Origin of the sequence: Longimicrobium sp., assembly GCA_036377595.1 — a bacterium.
GTDB lineage: Bacteria > Gemmatimonadota > Gemmatimonadetes > Longimicrobiales > Longimicrobiaceae > Longimicrobium.
The window spans coordinates 1-21037 of the sequence record DASUYB010000053.1 but is presented as its reverse complement, the minus strand read 5'-3'; the positions used below and the strand labels follow the sequence as shown (position 1 = coordinate 21037).

Sequence of the window (21037 nt, the reverse complement as noted above, 5' to 3'; positions counted from 1 at the left end):
AACAGGGTCAGCAGCTGAAGTCCTCTGCTGACCCTGCTGACTCTGCGTGAGAATTTCTCTTGTTGTCCTGGATCTTACCGCCGGAAGAGGCGGAGATACTTCCCGTAGCCCGCCGCCTGGAGGCTGTCGACGGGGACGAAGCGCAGCGACGCGGAGTTGATGCAGTAGCGCAGCCCCGTCGGCCGGGGGCCGTCGTCGAACACGTGGCCCAGGTGCGAGTCGGCGTGCGCGGACCGCACCTCGGTGCGCTCGCCGTACGAGTGGTCGGCGCGCGTGCGGATGTTGGCCCGCTCCAGCGGCCGCGTGAAGCTGGGCCACCCGGTGCCCGAGTCGAACTTGTCCGTCGAGCTGAACAGCGGCTCGCCCGACACCACGTCGACGTAGATGCCGGCGCGGTGGTTGTCCCAGAACTCGTTGCGGAACGGCGTCTCGGTGGCCGCGTGCTGCGTGACCTGGTACTGCAGCGGCGTCAGCGTCCGCCGCAGCTGGGCGTCGCTCGGGCGCGTGTACGTGCGTTCGGATGCCGGACGCGGCGCCTGCGCGTGCGTGGGAACGGCGGCCGCGCCGAGCAGCATCACCGCCGCGGCGAGCGCGTGTCTGGTCGTGATCTTCATCTTCATCCCCCGATCAGTTCTGCCCGCCGGCGGCGTCGCCCCACAGCGCGAGGAGGCGCGCGTCGCGGCGGCAGCCAAGGCGATAGGCGTTGTAGTGGCCCGGGTTCTTCTCGGCGAAGTCCTGGTGGTAGTCCTCGGCCGCGTAGAACGGCGTGGCCGCGGCGATCTCCGTGGTCACCGGGCGCGTGAAGTGCGCCTGCACCGTGGTCTTCGACGCCTCGGCCGCGCGCCGCTGCGCCGCGTTGCGGTAGAACACGATGCTGCGGTATTCCGGGCCGTGGTCGCAGAACTGCCCGTTGGTGGAGATGGGGTCGATGTTGTGCCAGTACACGTCCAGCAGCTTCTCGTAGCTGGTGCGCGCGGGATCGAACACCACCTGCACCGACTCGGCGTGCCCCGTGCGCCCCGAGCCCACCTGCTCGTAGGTGGGATTGGCCACGCGCCCGCCCGCGTACCCCGACACGGCCGAGACCACGCCCGGCACGTGCTCGAACGCCTTCTCCATCGACCAGAAGCAGCCGCCGGCGAAGATGGCGGTGTCGCGCGCGAAGGCCGGCCGCATGGGCGCCGCCGTTCCGCTCCCCGCGAACGCCCCCGCCGCCGCCACGAACGCCGCGCCGGCGACGATGCCGGACATCGATCGAACCAGTCGTAGTCTCATCCCCGTCCTCGTCCCGAAGGTTCTAAATCGTATCAGGTGATACGGATACACCGCATCGCCCGGATGCATCCCTGCTCGTGCGGTGACGTGAGATTGGAGACGACAACGATACGCGGAGTTACAGCAGAATGGTAAGGATTTGATGAAGTCGAATCTCCAACGCTGTCATTGCCTACAGCCCAATCACGCGCGGACGCCGGCCACAGATTCCTCGGGCGCCGGAGTTCGGCGCATGCCGACGATCAGGCGCAGCGCCCTCGGAATGACACCAAATTGCGGATCAACTGTGCATTGAAGGAAGGAATAGGCATGTCATTCCGAAGGCGCTGCGTCACCCTTTCCTCCATGCCGAAACCGTGGCGCCTGAGGAATCTGTGGCCGGCTGCCGAGCCACAGGCGGCCGGTCGCTCGGACGCCGGCCACAGATTCCTCGGGCGCCAGAGTTTGGCGCACACCGACGATTAGGCGCAGCGCCCTCGGAATGACAGCATAGAGGCTCGGGAATGACAGCATGGAGGCTCGGGAATGACAGCGTGGAGCTTCGGATGAGAGGATCGTGGGTGATCCTTGCGCGCACCGATACATTGGACGGAGTCGATGCGGCGGCGCGAAGATCCTCAACCTGCGAGGCAGGGCGATGACGAAGGGACGGCTGGAGGCGTTCAGCGACGGCGTGATCGCCATCCTCATCACCATCATGGTGCTGGAGCTGAAGATCCCGCACGGGGCCGACGCCGCGGCGATGCGCACCATGCTGCCGGGATTCCTGGCCTACACGCTGAGCTTCATCTATCTCGGCATCTACTGGGTCAACCATCACCACATGCTGCAGACCACGGAGCACATCAACGGCAAGATCCTGTGGGCCAACCTGCACCTGCTGTTCTGGCTGTCGCTGATCCCGGCCGCCACCGCCTGGCTGGGCGAGAACCACCTCGACGTGCTGCCGACGGCCATCTACGGCGTGGTGATGCTGATGCCGGCCATCGCGTACTACGTGCTGCAGGGCACGATCATCGCGGCGCAGGGGCCGCACTCGCGCCTGCGCGCCGCCATCGGCCGCGACATCAAGGGGAAGATCTCGCCGTTGCTGTACGCCTCGGCCATCGGGCTGGCGTTCGTGCGGCCGTGGATGGCCGATGCGATCTACGTGCTGGTGGCGCTGATCTGGCTCGTCCCCGACCGCCGCATCGAGTCGCACCTCGTCCACCACCCCGAGCACGCGAAGATCGCCGGCGGGTGATCCGCGTCAGCGCTCCACGCGGTCCAGCGTGACCGGGCACTGCCGGATGGGCGACGCGTAGACCCTCTCCACCAGCAGCCGCCCGCGCTCGTCGACGCGCGCGAGGTACTCGTCGTTCGCGCGGGGGCCGCCCTGCCAGTCGTCGGGGGGACCGAGCGACAGGCGGTGGGTGGCCGCGTCGTAGGTGTACCGCCCCCACGCGCCGTAGTCCGACATCGACGGCTGCGTGGTGATGGCGTACCGCCCGTTCCGCCGCAGCAGCAGCGCCAGGATGTGCTCGTGCGGCGTGGATCCGTCGGCGCACTCCTCCTGCTCGCGCAGCACCCACCTCCCGGCGACCGGGTTCGGCGCCGGGTCCACGACGTATGCCGTCTCCGCAGCCGTCTGCCCCGCCGCCGACGCCACCACCTGGAACGTGTCTCCCGGCGCCGCGTCCGGCCGCACGCGGAGGATGCCGTCGCGGCCGATGGTCGCCGCGCCGCCGCGCACCGACCAGCGCACGCGGCAGCCGGCGGGGAGCGGCTTGTTGCCGAAAGGCCCGTCGAGGATCTGCGGCGGCTCCAGCCTGCGTGTTTCCCCCGGCGTCACCTCCAGGTCCTGGCCGGCAACGACGAGCAGTCGCACCTCTCTCGGGCATCCGCCAGCGTCCCGGCGCTCGGCGGGACGCCCCGCGCCCGCGACGAGCGCGGCGGCGACGATCGACACCAGGATTTCGCGCATGCGCGTTCGTGCTCCGGGCGGGAGAGTGCTGTTTCTTAGATGGGAGATCGGGAACAGCTGGCGGGGGGATGATGGTGCGGAGACGAGCCGGACGCCAGTCGTGGGACGGAGACGCCGCGGCTAGTGCCGGAGCGCGCGCAGCGCCTGCTCGGCGTGCGCGGCGGCGGTGGTGCCGGCGTGGCGGGCGCGCATGTGCTCCAGCTCCGCGGCGGCGAGGACGGGCTCGTCCAGCGCGCCCATGTACAGGTCGATCAGCCGGTTCGTGGCCAGGTAGTCGTTGGCCGACGAGGCGCCGGGTACCTCGCGCGCGTGCAGGTACAGCCGCTCCGCCTTCCTGGGATCCCGGGCATCGCGGGCGTACACGTCCGCTACGAACAGGCAGAGCGCCGGGTCGTCGGGACGGCTCGCGAGCCGCGCCTCCAGCGACGCGAGCGCCGCGTCCACCTGCCCGCGCGCGAGCAGCGCCTTCTCGTACGAATAGTCGTCCGCCGACGGTGTGCTGCTGCCTGACGGTGCGACGAACATCGTGGCTCCGCGCGCGGCGCTGTGCGCGAACCACAGCACGGCTGTCGGCACCAAGATCATCGTCGCCGCGATCGCCAGCACGGCGCCGAGGAGCGCCCAGAGCAGACCGACGGAGAGCAACGTCGAAAACGCGAGCGCGCCGAACAGCAGCGCCAGCATCAGCGACGTCGTAAACGCCCTCAGGTTGCGCGGATCCTCGAGGTCGAGCAGCTGCCTGAGGTGGATTTTGACGTTGATCTTCATGGGAGATGTGCGGAGCAGCTGCTAGCGAATGGGCGCTTCATCAGTCGCGTATGGGCCGCCAGATCAGGTTGTCAACGTACCATCTGCCGCTGTCGAGTTTGGCCGAACCGACGAATTCCCTCCCGTTCCAAACGAAATCGTGACTACCCACATCCTCGGGCGAACCTCCACGGGAATACTTGAATCGTCCAGTATATCGGTTCTGGTCCAGGATGCCGACACTTTCCCATGCTTCGGTTCGCTGGGTAGAGCGCACCGTCATCGTTGTTCCTTGAACTTGTACCGCGATCCGCTCATGCGGTGTCTCTCCGTTGTCATCTATTGAGAAAACTTGGAACCTGTGTGTCCCGTCACCAAGCGAAATCGTCTCAACGGTTTCTCCACGAAGGCTGCTGTAGTCAGCATCATCAAATGCTGTTGGAAGCGAGAACCCAAAGGTGGAGTTAATCACAGCCATCATCTTTTCGAGACCATCCGGCATGAGATTGAATCCCTGTAAGATGGCCAAGGGTGGGGGAGCTTTTCCGATATCCACACCGGCTATGCCAACAGGAACGGTCGGAATATCGCGCTGGTGAGCAATCCCTGCCTCGAAAAAAATCCATTGGGAACCCAGTGAGTTCGGGGACAAGAAGGCGAAAAACAGATCCGCCTGATCCAGCGAAGAAAGGATTTTGTTTATCCAGTTACGGCCGAACGGGATGCTTTCATTGTCGCTGGAGCAGAAGAATGCCACAGTCCCGCCTGTTCTATGTACCAGCAGGTCTTTTATCCGCCGAACGACGGCACCGTCCCGTGAACTGTGACTCAGGAAGACGAGGTGTTTCGTTTCGGGAGTTTGCATGGTCGGCTAGAGCGAAGTGAGGAGAGAATCTAGCATAGATTTGCTGCATCTGATTATCCAGATGGTGGAATCAGACGTTCAGCGACGCCGCAAATTATCGGCTCAATCGGACGGGTGCGAGTCTACGCCGCCACCACCTCCGTCACGTACGCCTCCAGCTCCTCGGCGCGGTGCTCGGCGGTGTGGGCGGCCAGGATGCGGGCGCGGGCGGCGGCGCCGATGGCGCGGCGGTCGTCGGGGTGCGTGCTGCGCAGGATATCGACGACGTCTTCCGTCGTTTCGGGGAGCAGGATCTCGGCGCCGGGGGTGAAGAAGTGGTCCAGGCCGTCCCACCGGTCGCTGATCATGGCCGCGCCGCACGCCGCCGCCTCGAACAGCCGCACGCTGGGCGACCACCCCGCCGCCACCATGTCGGCGCGCGTGGCGTTCAGCTGCCAGGCCGCGCTGCTGTAGAACGTCGGGTGCCGCTGGGGCGGCAGGTGGTGGATGTGCCGCACGTTCCCCGGCCACGCCATCTCCGCCGGGTACTGCGGGCCGGCTACGATGAAGCGCCTGCGCGGCAGCCTCTCCGCAACGCGCAGTAGAAATTTTTCTACCACGGGCTGGCGGTCGGCCGCGTAAGTGCCCATGTACGCGAGCTCGCACGCCAGCTCGCGGTCGGGGGTGGTGGGGTGATAGCGCTCTCCATCCACCGAGCAGTACAGCGGCACGGCCTCGCGCGCGCCGAGCTCGCCCTCCACCACCTGGCGCAGGAAGGGGCCGCCGGTGAACGACAGGTAGCGCGTGAACAGCGGCACCTGGTCGCGCCGCAGGTAATCCGTGCCGCCGTTGCGCAGCGCCGCCACCGTTACCGGCGTGTCGATGTCGTAGAAGAACAGCGGCTCCACGCCCGCCCCGGCCAGGTCGTCGATCACCCGCGGGCCGCCGTTCACGTAGCTGCCGACGATGGTCGCGTCCGCCTCGCGCGCCTCGGCGACGGCCTCCGCGCGGATCTCATCCCAATCATCCCACAGCTTCAGGGTGACGTAGCGGGGATTGGGATGATCGCGATTGTCGGCGTACCAGGGCGCGTTCCACTCGTAGAACACGACCTCGTGGCCGCGCGCGGCGAAGGCGCGGAGGAGCGCGCGGTAGGTGGTGGCGTGCCCGTTCCCCCAGCTGGAGGAGATGGAGAGGCCGAAGACGACCAGCTTCATGCGACGCTCCCCACCGCGGCGTGAAGCACGGCGTCCATGCGCTCGGCGCGCTGGGCGTAGGTGTGGTCCGCCAGCGCCCGGCGCCGCCCCGCCTCGCCGATGTGGCGCGCGTCCGCGTCGGTCGTGGCCGCCACGATCTCCGCCACGGCGGCGCCGTCCCCGGCGACGAGGATCTCCTCGCCGGGCGCGAAGAACTCCTCGATCCCCCGCATGTCGTCCGTCACCTGGCAGCTGCCGGCGCCCGCGGCCTCGAACATCCGCGTGGCCGGGCTCCACCCGTTCTCGATCATCGATTCGCGGTGGATGTTGAGGACGAGCCGCGCCGACGCGTTCACCTCGTTGTGGCGATGCGTCGGCACGTGGCCGAGATACGTCACGTTCGCCGGCATCGCCTTGTCGCCCCACCCCTCGCCGCCGAGCACGAATCGCCGGTCGGGAGACAGGGATGCGGCGCGGAAGAAGAACTCGTCCACGCGCGCCTCGCGGTCCGGCAGGCGGTTGCCCATGAAGAGGAGGTCGAACCCGGGGTGCGCGGCCATCTCCAGCGGCCGGTGCTCCTCGGGATCGAGGCCGTTGTAGATGCAGGTGCACCCCTGCGCGCCCCACGCCGTGTACGCCGCGACCACCGGCGGGCCGCCGCCGTAGGTGAACACGTGGTCGTAGCGGGGGATGCAGGCGCGGAACGCGTCCCCCTCGTCCGCGGCGATGCGGGCGAGCGTGGCCGGCGCGTCCACGTCGAGGAACGCGGTGCGCGCGCCGCCGCCGGAGCGCTCGGCCACGGCGGCCTCGAGCTCCGCGTCCCACACGCCCACGCCGCTGCACTTGATCACCCAGTCGCCGGTGGCGAACGCCTGCTCCACCAGCGCGTCGCGCTCCGCCTCGCTGCGGTAGACGATCACCCGCGCGTAGTCCGGATCTTCGACCAGGTCGCGGTTCTGCTGGCGGCTGTACGCGTCCGGCTCGCAGAAGGTGATGCGGTGCCCACGCGCGGCCAGGGCGCGGATCAGCCCGCGGTAGTACGTGGCCGCGCCGTTCCAGTAGCTGGAGACGAGGGACGATCCGAAGAAGGTCAGCTCCACGCGGCCTCCCGCCGTTTTGTGAGATTGATGATGATTCGTTCTCGCACACCCCAACGGGTGTCATCCTGAGGGAGCGCGGCGCGGAACCAGCGTCCACACCGCAACCTGCGCGCTCCCGAAGGATCTACTTTCCAACCGCAGGGGGTCTGCCCCTGTGCGCTAACGCTTGCCTCGCTCGCACGCGGCGAGATCCTTCGGCAGCCGCCCGGTATCGCTCACGCCGAAGGTCTCGTCGGCGGCTGCCTCAGGATGACACCTGGAGGGTGTCTCCAAGCCCCGAAATGCCGGCAGTCTCTCCCATCCCACCCGCGCTCCCCGCCGCGCCCAGCTCGCCGACGATGTAGAGCAGCTGCGCGGCGCGGTGCTCGCAGGTGTGGCGCGCGAGGATCGTCTCCAGGCCGCGCTCGGCCTGCGCGCGGGCGGCGTCCTCGTCGCGCGCCAGGCGCAGGAGCGCGTCGCGCATCTCCGCGGGGGTGGCGGCCACGGCGTAGTCGCCCGCGCGGAAGAGGCCCTCCGCGTCGTCCCACGGCGCGCAGACCAGCGGGATGCCGCATGCCAGCGCCTCGAACACGCGGATGGTGGGGATCCCCGCCAGCGCGTCGACGTACGCGCGCCGCGGCACGTGCAGCGTCACCCGGCTGCGCGCGAACACCTCCGGCACCTGCGCCGACGGCGCCCACCCGCGGAACTCCACCCCCGCGTCCGCCAGCTCCGCCAGCGCGTACTCCGGGTAGCGCACCCCGTGCGCGACGAACCTCAGCTCCGGCAGCGCGCGCGCCGAATCGAGCCAGAACCCGCGCAACTCCTGCGTCCGCTCCTCGTCGCCCCAGTTGCCGATCCACACCACGTCCTGCGCCTTCGGCCGGTCGAGCGGGCGGAAGCGGAGGTGGTCGGCGGCCTCGTGGAAGGTCCACGCGCGCTCCACCCCGAAGCGCGCGCGGTAGATCTCCGTCAGCACGTCGCCGAAGGCCAGCACCCCGTCGTACGCGCGCAGGTCGAAGCGGGCGATGGCGTCCGGCTGGCTCCAGGGCCGGTGGTGCGTGTCGTGGAAGATCGAGAGCGCCCCCGCCTCCCTCGCCACCGACGGGAGGAGATTGACGACGTGGGGATCGTTCCACTCGTGCACCATCACCACGTCCGCGCCCGCGCACGCCGCCGCGAGCTCCTCTGCCAGCGACGGCGACGCGGGATCGAAGGTGCGGACGTCGATCTCCGGATACGCGCGCGCGAACTCCACCACCGGCGCCACGCCGTGGTCGGCGAGGAGATTCTCCAACGACCACGCGCGGCGCGGCTCGTACGACGCCACCGCGTGCCCGCCGCGGACCAGCGCGCTCATCAGCCCGCGCAGGAAGTGCGCGTTGCCGTGGTTCCAGTCGCTGACCGCGCTGTGGATGAAGAAGACGAATCGCATCTACGCCACCGATCGCCGGAATTCGGGTGCGGCCATGACGTCGCGGTAGAGCGCGACGTATTCCCCGGCCATGTGCCGCGCGCCGTAGCGCCGCAGCGCCCGCTTGCGCGCGCCTTCGGCCAGCCGCCGGATGCGCATGGGGTCGCCGGCGAGCCGCGCCAGCACGTCGGCCAGCGCCGCCGCGTCGCCGCTGGGGAAGAAGTCCGCGCAGCCGTTCCACAGCTCGCCGAAGGTGCCGATGTCGCTCAGCACCAGCGCGCAGCCGTGCAGCGCGGCCTCCAGCGGCGCCAGCCCGAACGGCTCGTATCTCGACGGGGCGACGTAGAGGGTCGCGCGGCGCATCCACCCGTCCACCTCCGCGCGCTCCACGCGGCCGTGCGCGGTCACGTGGCGCGGCTCGAACACGCTGCCGTGCGGGGCGACGGTCTCGCCGAGCAGGTGGATGGGCGGCGCGCCCTCGCCCAGCATCCCCGCGGCTTCGTCGAGGAGGTCGACGCCCTTGCCTTCATCCCACGCGCGGCCGACGCAGAGCACCAGTGGCTCGCCCTTCGCCGGCGGCTCGTCATCTCCCATCTCCACGCCGTTGTAGATGACGCGGGTGGCGTGCAGGCCGTAGTGGCGCCAGAGCAGGGCGGACTGGTAGCGCGTGGGGGTGACGACGGCGTCGGAGGCGCGGATGCCGTCGCTCACCCAGCGGGCGTAGGTGGCCCACTCGGTCGGCGCGTCGCCGCCGTGGACGTGCGCCCACCACGACAGCACGTCGCTGTGCACGGCGGTGACGACGGGGCAGGGGAAGCCGAACGCCGCGTAGGCCAGCTGGTTGAGATGGACCACGTCGGCCGCCCACAGCTGCGCCAGCTCGCGGAGCCACCGCGCCGCCGCCCGCACGTGGTCCGCCGCGTCCCGCATCCACTCGAGGCGATAGGTGCGCGACGTCACCTGCACGCCGGCGGGGATGCGCGCCAGCCGCTCGTCGCGCGGCTCGCCGATGACGGCGATCAGGACCTCGCACCCCATCGCGTCGAGCCGCCGCGCCAGCGTGACGGTGTAGTCCCACACGCCGCCGACGGTGTCGGTGGTGAGCAGGATCTTCATCGCCCGTAGATGCGGTCCAGGACCTCGGCCACCTCCACCAGCCGCCAGCACGCCGGGTCGAAGCGCTCGCCCTGGGCCAGGCGCCGCGCCCAGTCGGCCGCCGCGCGCCCGCCCCACGCGTCGGGCGGACAGGCCAGCGTCTCGCGCGCGGTGCCGTGGTAGAGCTCGGCGGTGAAGTCGTAGAACGACCCGCCCACGTTCCTGAGCGCCGCGCCGCCGCCGGTGCCGTAGAACGCCGCGCCGATCACCGCGTCCTGCCCCGCGGAGACGCGCCACGAGCAGGCGAGCGAGACGGTGGCGCCGCCCTCCAGCCCGAGCATCGCCATCGCGTAGTCCTCGCAGACGCCGGGGGAGGGGCCGAGCGCCGCGCCGTCCTTGAACAGTCGGCTGGAGACGGACTCGACCGGCGGCCAGCCGAGCGTCCACAGCGCGAGGTCGACCAGGTGGACGCCCAGGTCCATCACGCACCCGCCGCCGGAGAGCGCGGGATCGTAGAACCAGTCCTTGTCGGGCCCGTACGCGTTGTGGAAGACGAGGTCGACGGCGAACACCTTCCCCAGCTCGCCGGCGCGCACCCGCTCGCGGATGGCGCGCATCCCCTCGGTGAAGCGGTAGGAGAAGTCGACGGAGAGGAGCCGGTTCGCGGCGCGCGCGGCGTCGACCACGCGGCGCGCCTCGGCGGCGGTGCGGCCGAGCGGCTTCTGGCAGAACACCGCCACGCCGGCCTCCAGCGCGCGCACCGACTGCTCCGCGTGCAGCGCGCTGGGCGTGGCGATGACGATCCCGTCCAGCCCCATCTCCAGCAGCGCGTCCAGCCCGGCGGCGACCTCGGCCGCGGGTGCCGTCTCCTGCGCGGCGGCGATCATCTCCGGCGCCGTGTCGGCGATGGCGGCCACCTCCGCCACCCCCGCGTTGGCGATGGCCTCCATGCGGTGGCGGCCGATCCATCCCACGCCCAGGAACCCCAGGCGCGGCGTGGACAGCTCCGTGGCGCCCGAATGCGCGAGCTCGTCCGCGGGTGCGATCAAAACGTCGGTCACGGTCGGTCAGGTTCGGTGCAGGTTCCGGCTATCTCGATGGCTCACGCAGAGGCCGCAGAGGACGCAGAGAACTCACCGCCGACTCCGTATCCCTCTGCGACCTCTGCGGCCTCTGCGTGAGACCCTTCAGTTCGTGATCAGCGCCTTCAGGAAGCCGTCGGGCCGGTCGCGGGTGGCGTCCAGCGCGTCGCCGAGCCGGTCGAGCGGGAAGGTGTGCGTGTACAGCGGCGTGGGATCGAGCCGGCCGCTCGCGACGGCGTCGACCGCCGCGCGGATGCCGTCCACGTACACCCGCGGGTCGCGCTCGTGGGCGTTGATCACGTCCAGCCCGCGCCAGTTCCACAGCTGCATGTTCACCTGCCGCGGCCCGTCCTGGTGGTATCCCGCCACGACCAGGCGCCCCCGCTCGCGCGTCAGCTCCGCGGCAAGGTCGAGCGGCCACTGCTTCCCCACGGCCTCGATCACCCGGTCGCAGAGCACGCCGCCGGTCAGCGCCTTCACCCGCTCGACGATCCGCCAGTGGTCGTCCATGGGAACCAACTCGTCCGCGCCCATCCCGCGCGCCACCTCCAGCGAGAAGGGGCGGCGGGAGATGGCGATCACGCGCGCGCCCGCCTCCTTCGCCAGCCGCACGAGGAGCGCGCCGAGGAAGCCGGCGCCCACGATGGCCACCGTCTGCCCGCTGGAGATGCCGCTGCGGCGGAAGATGTTCAGCGCGCACCCCAGCGGCTCGCCCGGGAACGGCTTTCCGTCGAGCGACGGCGGCAGCGGCACCACGTTCGCCGCGTCCGCCACGTCGTACTCCGCGTACGCGTTGTAGCTGAGCGCCGCCACACGGTCGCCGATGGACAGTCCGTCGACGCCGTCGCCGAGCGCGTCGATCACGCCCCATCCCTCGTGCCCCAAAGCGCCGGGGTCGGTGGGATACTTCATCCACTCCGCCCCGCCCCACAGCGTGAGGTTCGACGCGCAGACGCCGCATCCCTCCAGGCGGATGCGCACCTGCCCCGCCCCCGGCTCGGGGAGCGCCACGTCCTCCAGCACCACCTGTCCGGGCCCCGTCAGCCGGGCCGCCTTCATCGTGTCGGTCGCGGTCAGCATCCGTGCGTCGTCGGGTCGTCGAAGAGGTGTCGATTCAGTGTCGATCAGACCGCCGCCGCCGCCTTCGCCCGGACGGGGCGCTCGGGGACCACGGAGCGCGGCACGGCCGGCGTATCGAGGTTGGCCTCGTGCAGCCAGCCGGCCAGCTTCTCCAGCCCCTCCTGCCACCCCGTCTCCGCGCGCCACCCCAGCACCCGCTCCGCCCGCGAGGTGTCGGAGACGTAGATCTTCTGGTCACCCGGCCGCCAATCCGCACAGGTCACGGTCACCTCCGCGCCGGTGATGCCGCCCAGCCCCTCGATCACCCCGCGCACGGACACGGCGTTGCGGTGCCCGCCGCCGAGGTTGAACACCTCGCCCGCCACCGTGTCGATCTGCTCCGTGGCCAGGCGCATCGCCCGCACGAGGTCGTCGATCCACAGGATGTCGCGCACCTGGCAGCCGTCGCCGTACACGGTCAGCGGCTCGCCGCGCAGCATCGCGCGGCCGAAGTGGGCGACCCATCCCTGGTCCTCCGTGCCGAACTGCCGCGTCCCGTAGATGCAGCTCATGCGGAACACCACCGTCGGCACCCCGAAGATGCGTGCGTAGTCGTGCACGTACTGGTCGGCCGCGCCCTTGCTGCAGCCGTAGGGCGAATGGAAGTCCAGCCGCGCGTCCTCGCCGATCCCCCGCCGCCCGTCGGCGTACACGTAGCGGTCGCCGTCCAGCGCCACGGGAACGTCTTCCATCCCCCCGTAGACCTTGTTGGTGGAGGTGAAGAGGATCGAGGGGGGATCGAGCATGGTGCGCGCGGCCTCGAGCACGTTGAAGGTGCCCAGGACGTTGGTCTCCAGGTCCGCCGCGGGGTCTACCAGCGAGGTGGTGACGGCGACCTGCGCGGCCAGATGGAAGACCTGCCGGCTCTCGCGCACCAGCGCGCGGATGCGGGCGCCGTCGCGCACGTCCACCGTCTCGATGCGCACGCGCTCGCCGTGGCGGCGCTTGAGCCACGCGGCGTTCATGCGCACGCCCTCGCGGCTGAAGTTGTCGGCCACGATCACCCTGTGGCCGTCGCGCAGCAGCGCGTCGGCCAGGTTCGAGCCCACGAACCCGGCGCCGCCGGTCACCAGCACATGGTCGCGCTTCCCCTTCATCGTCTCGATCTCCCTCACAGCGTGAGTCCGCGCGCGGCGAGCTCGGCGGCGTGCGCCTCGACCGCGCTGTCGGGCCGCTCCTGCTCCCGAAGCCATCCCACCAGCTCTTCCATCCCTGGGCGGAACGCCACCCGCGGCTCGTAGCCCAGCACCTCGCGGGCGAGCGAGATGTCCGCGTAGCAGTTGCGGATGTCGCCCACCCGGTACTTTCCCGTCACCTCCGGCTCGATCTCCGTTCCCATCACCGACGCCAGCGTCTCCGCCACCTCGCGCACGGAGACGGCCCGGCCGGAGCCCACGTTGAAGGCCTTCCCCACCGCGGCCTCCTCTTCCGCCGCGAGAAGGAGCGCCTGCACGACGTCGTGCACGCTCACGAAGTCGCGCCGCTGCTCGCCGTCCTCGTAGACCAGCGGCGGCTGGCCGTTCAGCAGGCGCGACGAGAAGATGGCGGCCACGCCGGTGTACGGGTTCGAGAGCGCCTGGCGCGGGCCGTAGATGTTGAAGAAGCGCAGGGCCACGCTCGGGATGCCGTACGCGCCGCCGATCATCAGCACCATGCGCTCCTGGTCGGCCTTGGTCAGCGCGTAGATGGAGGTGGCGTCGAGCGGCTTGGACTCGTCGGTGGAAACGGGGCGGAGGGTGACGCCGTCGGGGTCGCGGAGCTCCCAGTCGTGCGTGCGCAGCTGGTCGAGCGATCGGGCGCCGGTCAGCGGCTCGCGCCCGTCGGGGCGGACGTAGCGCCCCTCGCCGTAGATCGACATCGACGAGGCCACCACCAGCCGTTCGACGACGCCTCGGTCGTCCACCAGCGCCTGGAGGAGGTGGGCCGTGCCCATGGTGTTGACCTCGGTGTAGTCGGCCACCTGGTACATCGACTGGCCCACGCCCACCGCGGCCGCCAGGTGGTAGACCACCTCCGCGCCGGAGAGCGCCCGACGGAGCGCGTCCCGGTCGCGCACGTCGGCCTCGATGAACTCCGCGTCTTCGGGAACCCAGGCCGGCCTGCGCCGCGCGGGTCCGTGCACCTGCGGGTCGAGGTTGTCGAAGATGCGGACCGTGTCGCCGCGGGCGAGCAGCTCGTCCACCAAGTGGCTTCCCACGAACCCCGCCCCGCCCGTCACCAGTACCTTGCGAGCCACTGAAGCTCCTCCCGCTGTTCGATTGTCGCGCGGCCCCTGCCGCGTATCCTCTACGCACCTTGGCAAACGCGAAGGCGGATTCGCCGCGTTCCCCGAAACACGTTTCTCGTCGTCCTCCTGGAGAAAAAGAGGACGAGGTAAACGCGAGATCCGGACCACTTTGGTAGCAATCCCGCCGGGTGGGGACTGCCTTTCACGCGAACCGCCGCCACGTCGACACACCCGGGCGACGGTGGGGTCGCGTGCGGCCGGATGCGTGAGTTTCCCGTCAACCGGCCCCGTCTGTGCCCAGGAGCGCGCGGCTCCCGGTCCCGCTCCTTCAGCCCGCGGCCACCGGCGCCGGCGGCGCCAGGCGGGCGTCGTACTCCGCGGCCCAGCGCTGCAGCCGCCCGTTCACCTCGTCGGCCCACACGCCCGCGACCAGCCGCTGCGCCAGCCGCACCCCCAGCCGCTGCTCCTGCACCCGGCCGGCCTCGGCCTCGCGCCCCAGCTCGAGCAGCGCCGCGGCCTCCATCTCCAGCGCGAAGGCCAGCCGGTCCAGGTCGGTGAAGATCCGTCCGCGGAGCTCCGCCGCCTCGGCGGCCTCCGCGGGAGGGGGCGTGCTGAGCATTCTCCAGAATCGCAAAATCGATTCGACGGCACTTCCGGACACTGTCCGGAATGAGGGCGTGCACCTTGCGCAACATGCATGCCGCCCAAGGAGCAGAGCCGCAGCGTGGATTGGGTGCACTCTGCCCATTTGTTCATCTAAGTACCCTTCTCGCAAAGGTTTGTACCTGTAATTGAAGTGGACGGAAACAGACGGGACAAAATTCGGAACTAGGACGGGAGCGGAACTCGGCGGGTGTCCAGAGTTGTATGATAGGAACGAAATGAACGCGCTGACCCGAAGGCGGGATAAGGAGCGGAAAGGAGGGGAACGTCAGGCGGAGCGGATACAGCAGTGTGCCGTCGGCGGCATCAAAGGAGCGAGAGCGGATTCTGGACCGGGATGGGATCCCCTGCTTCGGGGGATCCCGGCGGCTCACATCCGCACGAAGGTGGCGAGCAGGCGGCCGCCGGCGTACAGGGTGAGGGAGTCGTCGGCGCCCAGCTCGAAGCGGGTGGCGGCGCGCAGGGCCGCCAGGTAGCGCGCCTCCAGCGCGGCCGTGGCGTCGCACGCCATGCGCGTGGTGGTGAGCGCCTCGAAGCGCAGGTCGGTGCCGCGGCGCAGGTAGCGCCCGAAGAACTGGTTGCACCCCGCGAAGCCGTTGGCGGTGCGCTCGCCGGGCTGCAGGGCCAGCGTGGGCGCGGGCTCTCCGGCGGCGGGCGCCATCCCGCCCACGTCGGCCAGCGTCCACGTCCCCTCCTCCAGCCGCGCGCCCGCGTCCGCCGCCGGGCAGCGCGCGTCGGCCTGCAGCTCGGTGAAGCGCTCCACCGTCAGCACCCCGCCGGCGCCCTCCTCGCCGGCGGGGCGCGGGGTGACGCGGCCCTGGAGACGGACGGGGACGGCGGCGCCGGGCGCGTGCTGCGCCTGCTGGTACGCGCGCTCCAGCGAGGCGAAGTCGCCCGCGGCGGGCACGCCCAGCTGCACCCCGCTGGCGCAGTCGACGAAGGTCGCTGCGTCGGCCATGTACGCGAACGCGCCCAGCAACGGCAGCGCCGGCGACGAGGTGTCGGCCTCGGCCGCGCGCTCCAGGTCGTACTGCGTGCGGCTGGCGATCTCGTTCCCGTCCGCGTCGAGCATCCGGAGCGTCGCCGGCCCGCGCACGGCGAAGTGCATCGGCGCGCCGCCGCCGCGCAGCGTCAGCCGGCGCGCGTCGGGGGTCACGCTCCAGCGCCCCATCTCCGCCATCTCCGCCGTGTCGCCCGCGGCGCCACGGTACACGTCGCGGCTCAGGTAGCTGCCGTCGGGGCGCAGCGTGAGGGTGCGGTGGATGGCCGCGCACTCCGCGCAAGGCAGGTCGCCCGCGTAGGTGACGGGCGCGGCCAGCGCCCACGCGGTGTCGGCGGGCGGCCGCTGGGCGTTCACGCGCTGCGGAAGGAGCGGGGCCAGGGCGAGGATGGCGAGGAGCGCGCGGGAGCGCATTCGTCCGTTCTCCGGGAGAGCTCGGGGCGGGGGGGGCGGGGCGCCGGTGATGGATCGTCTGCGGTGATGGATTGTTTATGCGCGGCGCCGCGCATCGTCAAGTGTTTGGTGCGGCGCCCAAACGTTTTCTTGCGCCGTCGCGCGGCCTCCGCAGAATTGCAGCGGGGCGCGCATCCACGCCCCCGCCGCCTCCCGCGCCGCGACGCCCGCGCTCTTCCGCGCGCCCCGCCCTCCGGCGCCTCCCTCCCGCGTAGCCGCTCGGGCGCGTGACCGGGAGCGATCCACATCGCGAGCGAGCGAATCGACGCTCGCCCGGACACCTGTCGTGGCGGACCGGGGACGACGTCCCGGCCCGCGCCGTCGCCGTTCCGGCCGCCACGCGGAAAGGCAGGTGCACCATGCATCGCGTCTCCATCCCCCTCTGCTGTGCCCTCCTCACCCTGGCGGCGGATCCCATGCGCGCGCAGGAGGCGCGCGCCGTCACCGGCGCCGGGCTCCACACGGCCACCTTCGCGGTGCCGCAGGGGCGCGTGGTGGTGCGCCTCCCCGACGACATGGCGGCGGGGGACGTGATCTCCGGCACCGTCGTGGCCGAGCCGGAGGGCCGCGGCGACCGCGAGCGCCGGCGCGCCGAGGACGAGCTGAACGGCTACGTGGTGGAGATGGGAGAGTCGCGCACGGCCGTCTCCGCGCGCGTGCTGAGATGGACGATTCCCGCGGCGCTGGGCGGCGGCATGGCGGCCGCCGTGCTGCGCGACCGCTCGGGACGCGAGGTGGCGCGGGCGGAGGTGCCCGTCGCCGGCGCCGTGCCCCATCCCCCGAACGACGCGCCGCGCCCGGAGAGCTGGCAGCTTCCGCGCATCGGCCAGCAGGGGAAGCCGCTGGAGATCCCGGGCCCGTTCGACGGCAGCTTTGACAACACCAGGGTGGGCGTGGGCGGGCGCCCGGTTCGTCCGCTGGCGGAGTCGCCGCGCAAGCTGGTGGTGGAGAGCCCGCGCGAGATGACCGGCCCGGCCCCACGCAGATCGAGCTGCGCGAGGGAGAGGGGACGGCGAGCGGGCCGTACCGCAGCATCGGCGTGCGCCTGAGCGCGCCGCGCACCAGCCTGCTGCGCGGCGAGCGCACCACGCTCACGGTGCAGGTGACGGGACTCGAGGGGATCGACAGCACGGTGGCCGTGCGGCTGGAGAACCGCACGCCGTCGGTGGTGGGGATGGAGGGCGGCGACCGGCAGGATCTCTCCATCGCGCCGAGCGACGCCGCGGCGACGGGAAGCTATCAGACCACGCGCACGCTCACCGGCGCGCAGGCGGGGAGCTTCCAGGTGGCCGCCACGCTGGTCCCCCGGTCGCCGCTCGCGAACCAGCGGCCGTGAGCGCATCGCCGCGAAGCGCATCCCCATGACGAAGCGGGCACCCAGCGCGACCGGCCGGGTGCCCGCGTCTTCATCTCACGCGAGATGCGATCGCCTACCCGGCGTCCACCCAGCGCAGCTCGGGTGCGCGGTCGATCTCGCCGATCTCCGCGGCCAGGCGGTAGTAGGTGCGCAGCCCCTCGATCATCGCCCCGTCGAGGTCGAACGACAGGCCGGCCCAGTACGCGTCCAGGAACTCGGGGGTGAAGCCGAAGCGCGGCGCCCAGCGCGCGGCCAGCTCGGCGCGGTGCCCGCATCCGTACGCGCGCGACTCCAGCAGCACGCGGTGCAGCCGCCGCAGCTGCGCGTCCGATCCCCCCGCCGCCTGCCACACGGCGAAGGCGAACGGCAGCCCCGTCATCTCCCACCACACCTGGCCCAGGTCGTAGCGGAACGGCATCTCGGCGTGCAGCCTGTCGCGCAGCGCCACGTCGCCGATGAACAGCGCGGCGTCGGCGCCCTGCTCGAACGCGTCGTCGCGCGCCTGGTCGAACCAGAAGGTGCGCGGCCGCACGCCCCACTTCTTCGCCAGCAGGATCTTCAGCAGCACCACCGACGTGGCCGACGCGGTCGGCATGGCGACGGCCGAATCGCCCAGCTCCGCCGGGTCGCGGCGGGAGAGGAAGAGGATGCTGCGCACCGGCCCGCGCGAGCCGATCACCAGGTCGGGAAGGATGCGGTAGCGGTCGGCGTGGCGCGCGTACTCGATGCTGGACGACGGCGCCACGTCGATCTCGCCGCGCTCCAGCATCCCGTTCAGCACGCCGGGGGTGCCCTCGGTCAGGGTGATCCCCTCCGGTGCGCCGCAGTCCATCAGCCGCGCGTGGACGGGAAAGCAGTTGCTGTAGATGATGTGGCCCAGCCGGAGCGGGCGAGATTCGTCTTGCGTCACGTCGATCGTCTGCGGCAAACAAGCGCGCCGGCACACGCTCGTGCACCGGCGCCGCCAAGCTCGGCCCCTCGCCCTCCGCCGTCAATACCGTCCCGGTCGAATACGCGTCACGGTGACCGGAAGCGCGCGAGCCCGTCCGCCGGTGCGGCGCTCCACCCGGCGTGCTCGCGCGGAGGATGCTCGCGCCACCAGCGCCGCACCGCCTCGGGCGCCTGCATCCACGCGGCCAGCTTCGCGGGCGGAGATTGCGCGGGGACGAGCGTGGAGGTGTTGTAGGCGCTCGACTCGCCATCGGTGCACGCGTAGCAGGCGCCGGCGGAGAAGCGATAGCCCACTTCCAGCGCGCCCGCCGGCGTCCACCGCGCCTCGACGGCGGACAGGCGGAACTCCTGCAGCGGCGTCCACGCGTCGCCGGCCTGCTCCAGCGCGCGGCGTGCGGCCGCGCCCTCGCGCGCCAGCACCGCCGCCGTGTCGCCGCCCAGCAGGTCCGTCTCCCTCGCCTCCGCGGAGAGGTCGAACACGGGCTTCTCCACGCCCTCGGACCCGTGCGCGCCACACGCGTTGGCGTAGCTGCGGACCACGGCGAAGAGGAACGGGCCGGCGCTGGACAGCGGCTCGGCACGCTGCTCCACCGGCGCCATTCCTTCCACGCTGTCCGGCACGGCCAGGAGCGACGCCCGGCGCCCGCTCACCAGGTCCACGACGTCGGCGACCTCCACCTGCGCCTGGGCCGGGCAGTGCGCGCCGGGATCGAAGTCGTGCTTCTGCATGCACTGGCATTCGATCCCTTTCGCCATGCCCGTGCCCTTCCGCCACGTCCACATCGCCCCGCCCGCGGCGATCACCACCTCGGGGCGCTGGGCCACGGCGCGGCCGCCCGCGTCCAGCCACACCGTCTCCGCCGCCGCCGAATCCGCCGACCACACCAGGAACGCGTCCGCCTGCGTCGACACGGCCGGAGACGACGGCGCACCGCGCGGTTCGAGGAACGCGCTGGCGGCGGGCGCGATCTGAGCGCCGCGGCCGGCATCGACGCAGGCGGCGGCGCACGCCAGGGCGAGCGCGGGGAGGGCGCGGCGGATCATCTTCGGAGACGTGGATCAGGGGTGGAGCGGGGGGAGATGCGCAGAAAGGTAGCGGGAGATGGGGATTACGTGTAGGCCCCGCATCTCCGTCGATGTAGCGTTGAAGTAGAAATGTCCGGGTTGGTTGAAATAGAAATGTCCTCCTTCGGGGCAGGTTCGCCCACACTGGCGGCGACACCTGCCACGGAGCGAGGAGATGCTAAAGTTGAGCACACGAGATCGAGATCGTCTGATCGTGCTGCACCAGGTATCCGACGGAGTGCTCAGCGCGTCCGCAGGCGCGCGGCGGATCCGGGTCTGCCCACGGCACTTCCATCGCATGCTGCGTCGCTTCGAGGAGGAGGGGGACGCATCGGTGATCCACCGTGGTCGTGACCGGCCCTCGAACCGGCGTCTGCCCGAAGCTGTGCGTGCAGCGGCGCTGGAGCGGGCCCGCGAGCCTGCCTACCACGACTTCGGCCCCACACTGCTGGCCGAGCACCTCTCGCGCGATCCGGCGATCGGGCCGCTGTGCCCGCACACGCTGCGCGCGTGGATGATCGCGGCGGGATTATGGAAGCCCCGTGAGCGCAAGCTTCGCCACCGCCGCCGACGTCCACGCCGCGCGGCCGCGGGCGAGCTGGTGCAGATGGACACCTCGATCCACCGGTGGCTGGAGGACCGCTCGTCGGAGGAGATCGTGCTGATCGCGATGATCGACGACGCCACCAGCCGGCTCTACGCACGGTTCTTCCCGCGCGACACCGGGGCGGCCAACCGGCAGCTGATCGTCGACTACCTGCGCCGCTTCGGACGCATGGGAGCGCTCTACACCGACCAGGCCGGGCACTTCCGCAACTCCCTCGGAGGCCGGGCGCGCAGCCATGCGGACGACCGGGAGAGCGAGCAGACGAACTCGATCATCCGCCGCGCCCTCGACGCACTCGACATCGAGCTGATCCTGGCGCTCTCACCCCAGGCCAAGGGCCGGGTGGAGCGCCTCTTCCAGACGCTTCAGGACCGGCTGATCAAGGAGCTGCGCCTCGCCGGCGTCTGCTCGCTCGACGGCGCGAACCGCTTCCTCGAGGACGTCTTCCTGCCGTGGTGGGAAGAGCGCTTCACCATGGCTGCGGCCGTGCCGGTCGACGCCCACCGCGCGCTCCCTCCCGACGCAGACCTGGAGCGCCTCTTCGCCCACACCGAGCAGCGCGTGATCGCCCGCGACTTCACCATCCGCTACAAGCGCCGCTGCCTTCAGATCGGGCCGGCCGAGGCCCTTCCCTCCATGCCCGGAAGCACCCTCACCATCGAGCAACGCCTGGACGGCTCGCTTTGCTTCCGCTGGCGCGAGCGCTACCTCCAGCTCACCGAGTTCGTCCCTGACCCTTCCGCGGCTTCGCCGCGGGCCACTCCTCCTCGGGAGAAGAGGGATCAAACAACTTCCAAACCCAACAAACCCGCGCCCGATCATCCCTGGCGCAAGCAAGGAACCTTTCGCCGGACATTTCTAAATCAACCAAACCCCGGACTTTTCTAAATCAACGAGACA

21 protein-coding genes are annotated in these 21037 nt (G+C 70.8%); 4 read left to right on the top strand and 17 right to left on the bottom strand.

Annotation, left to right across the window (positions count from 1 at the left end; all coding sequences use genetic code 11):
* Positions 1 to 74: 74 nt before the first annotated feature.
* Together msrB and msrA are read right to left on the bottom strand one after the other, a co-directional pair.
* Positions 75 to 614, bottom strand: coding sequence for a peptide-methionine (R)-S-oxide reductase MsrB (msrB, locus tag VF092_07390; protein ID HEX6747107.1), 540 nt, complete (start codon positions 612 to 614; stop codon positions 75 to 77).
* A gap of 13 nt (positions 615 to 627) precedes the next feature.
* On the bottom strand, positions 628 to 1251 hold the full coding sequence (msrA, locus tag VF092_07385) for a peptide-methionine (S)-S-oxide reductase MsrA (GenBank protein ID HEX6747106.1): 624 nt from the start codon (positions 1249 to 1251) through the stop codon (positions 628 to 630).
* Positions 1252 to 1912: 661 nt separating this feature from the next.
* Between msrA and VF092_07380 the strand changes: the two genes are divergently transcribed.
* Positions 1913 to 2518 (top strand): TMEM175 family protein, encoded by a 606-nt coding sequence (locus VF092_07380; protein ID HEX6747105.1) that lies wholly within the window; start codon positions 1913 to 1915, stop codon positions 2516 to 2518.
* Positions 2519 to 2524: 6 nt separating this feature from the next.
* Here VF092_07380 and VF092_07375 read toward each other — a convergent pair whose 3' ends face one another.
* From VF092_07375 to VF092_07315, 13 genes are all read right to left on the bottom strand, one after another.
* A complete protein-coding gene (locus tag VF092_07375) occupies positions 2525 to 3238 on the bottom strand; it encodes a hypothetical protein (protein HEX6747104.1) in 714 nt (237 codons plus the stop codon).
* 120 nt (positions 3239 to 3358) lie between these two features.
* Positions 3359 to 4006 (bottom strand): hypothetical protein, encoded by a 648-nt coding sequence (locus tag VF092_07370; GenBank protein ID HEX6747103.1) that lies wholly within the window; start codon positions 4004 to 4006, stop codon positions 3359 to 3361.
* Positions 4007 to 4046: 40 nt separating this feature from the next.
* Positions 4047 to 4850, bottom strand: coding sequence for a toll/interleukin-1 receptor domain-containing protein (locus VF092_07365; GenBank protein HEX6747102.1), 804 nt, complete (start codon positions 4848 to 4850; stop codon positions 4047 to 4049).
* Positions 4851 to 4972: 122 nt separating this feature from the next.
* Positions 4973 to 6046, bottom strand: coding sequence for a glycosyltransferase (locus VF092_07360; protein ID HEX6747101.1), 1074 nt, complete (start codon positions 6044 to 6046; stop codon positions 4973 to 4975).
* On the bottom strand, positions 6043 to 7125 hold the full coding sequence (locus tag VF092_07355; GenBank protein HEX6747100.1) for a glycosyltransferase: 1083 nt from the start codon (positions 7123 to 7125) through the stop codon (positions 6043 to 6045). The genes VF092_07360 and VF092_07355 overlap by 4 nt, the downstream gene beginning before the upstream one ends.
* Before the next feature lie 244 nt (positions 7126 to 7369).
* The gene (locus VF092_07350; protein ID HEX6747099.1) at positions 7370 to 8539 is read right to left on the bottom strand and encodes a glycosyltransferase; all 1170 of its coding nucleotides are present in this window, start codon (positions 8537 to 8539) and stop codon (positions 7370 to 7372) included.
* Positions 8540 to 9634, bottom strand: a complete 1095-nt coding sequence (locus VF092_07345; protein HEX6747098.1) for a glycosyltransferase family 4 protein — start codon at positions 9632 to 9634, stop codon at positions 8540 to 8542. It lies immediately after the preceding gene.
* Positions 9631 to 10674: a Gfo/Idh/MocA family oxidoreductase gene (locus VF092_07340; GenBank protein ID HEX6747097.1), complete on the bottom strand. Its 1044-nt coding sequence runs from the start codon at positions 10672 to 10674 to the stop codon at positions 9631 to 9633. Before VF092_07340 ends, VF092_07345 begins: the two co-directional genes overlap by 4 nt.
* 126 nt (positions 10675 to 10800) lie before the next feature.
* Positions 10801 to 11775 carry a zinc-binding dehydrogenase gene (locus VF092_07335; GenBank protein ID HEX6747096.1) on the bottom strand — a complete coding sequence of 325 codons (975 nt, stop codon included), beginning with the start codon at positions 11773 to 11775 and terminating at the stop codon, positions 10801 to 10803.
* A 44-nt stretch (positions 11776 to 11819) separates the two neighbouring features.
* Positions 11820 to 12911 carry an SDR family NAD(P)-dependent oxidoreductase gene (locus VF092_07330; protein HEX6747095.1) on the bottom strand — a complete coding sequence of 364 codons (1092 nt, stop codon included), beginning with the start codon at positions 12909 to 12911 and terminating at the stop codon, positions 11820 to 11822.
* A gap of 14 nt (positions 12912 to 12925) precedes the next feature.
* Positions 12926 to 14050 carry an NAD-dependent epimerase/dehydratase family protein gene (locus tag VF092_07325; protein ID HEX6747094.1) on the bottom strand — a complete coding sequence of 375 codons (1125 nt, stop codon included), beginning with the start codon at positions 14048 to 14050 and terminating at the stop codon, positions 12926 to 12928.
* 319 nt (positions 14051 to 14369) lie between these two features.
* Positions 14370 to 14660 (bottom strand): hypothetical protein, encoded by a 291-nt coding sequence (locus tag VF092_07320; GenBank protein HEX6747093.1) that lies wholly within the window; start codon positions 14658 to 14660, stop codon positions 14370 to 14372.
* A 414-nt stretch (positions 14661 to 15074) separates the two neighbouring features.
* Positions 15075 to 16118, bottom strand: a complete 1044-nt coding sequence (locus tag VF092_07315; protein HEX6747092.1) for an META domain-containing protein — start codon at positions 16116 to 16118, stop codon at positions 15075 to 15077.
* Between the two features lie 398 nt (positions 16119 to 16516).
* On the opposite strand from VF092_07315, the gene VF092_07310 reads away from it, so the two are divergent.
* The gene (locus VF092_07310; protein ID HEX6747091.1) at positions 16517 to 17206 is read left to right on the top strand and encodes a hypothetical protein; all 690 of its coding nucleotides are present in this window, start codon (positions 16517 to 16519) and stop codon (positions 17204 to 17206) included.
* Complete coding sequence (locus VF092_07305) at positions 17197 to 17493, top strand: hypothetical protein (GenBank protein ID HEX6747090.1); 297 nt, start codon at positions 17197 to 17199, stop codon at positions 17491 to 17493. Before VF092_07310 ends, VF092_07305 begins: the two co-directional genes overlap by 10 nt.
* A gap of 94 nt (positions 17494 to 17587) precedes the next feature.
* Here the strand turns inward: VF092_07305 and VF092_07300 are convergent, their stop codons facing one another.
* Both VF092_07300 and VF092_07295 read right to left on the bottom strand, forming a co-directional pair.
* A complete protein-coding gene (locus tag VF092_07300) occupies positions 17588 to 18424 on the bottom strand; it encodes a menaquinone biosynthesis protein (protein HEX6747089.1) in 837 nt (278 codons plus the stop codon).
* Between the two features lie 107 nt (positions 18425 to 18531).
* Positions 18532 to 19509 carry a hypothetical protein gene (locus VF092_07295; GenBank protein ID HEX6747088.1) on the bottom strand — a complete coding sequence of 326 codons (978 nt, stop codon included), beginning with the start codon at positions 19507 to 19509 and terminating at the stop codon, positions 18532 to 18534.
* Between the two features lie 205 nt (positions 19510 to 19714).
* On the opposite strand from VF092_07295, the gene VF092_07290 reads away from it, so the two are divergent.
* Positions 19715 to 21025, top strand: coding sequence for an ISNCY family transposase (locus VF092_07290; GenBank protein HEX6747087.1), 1311 nt, complete (start codon positions 19715 to 19717; stop codon positions 21023 to 21025).
* Positions 21026 to 21037 lie beyond the last annotated feature (12 nt).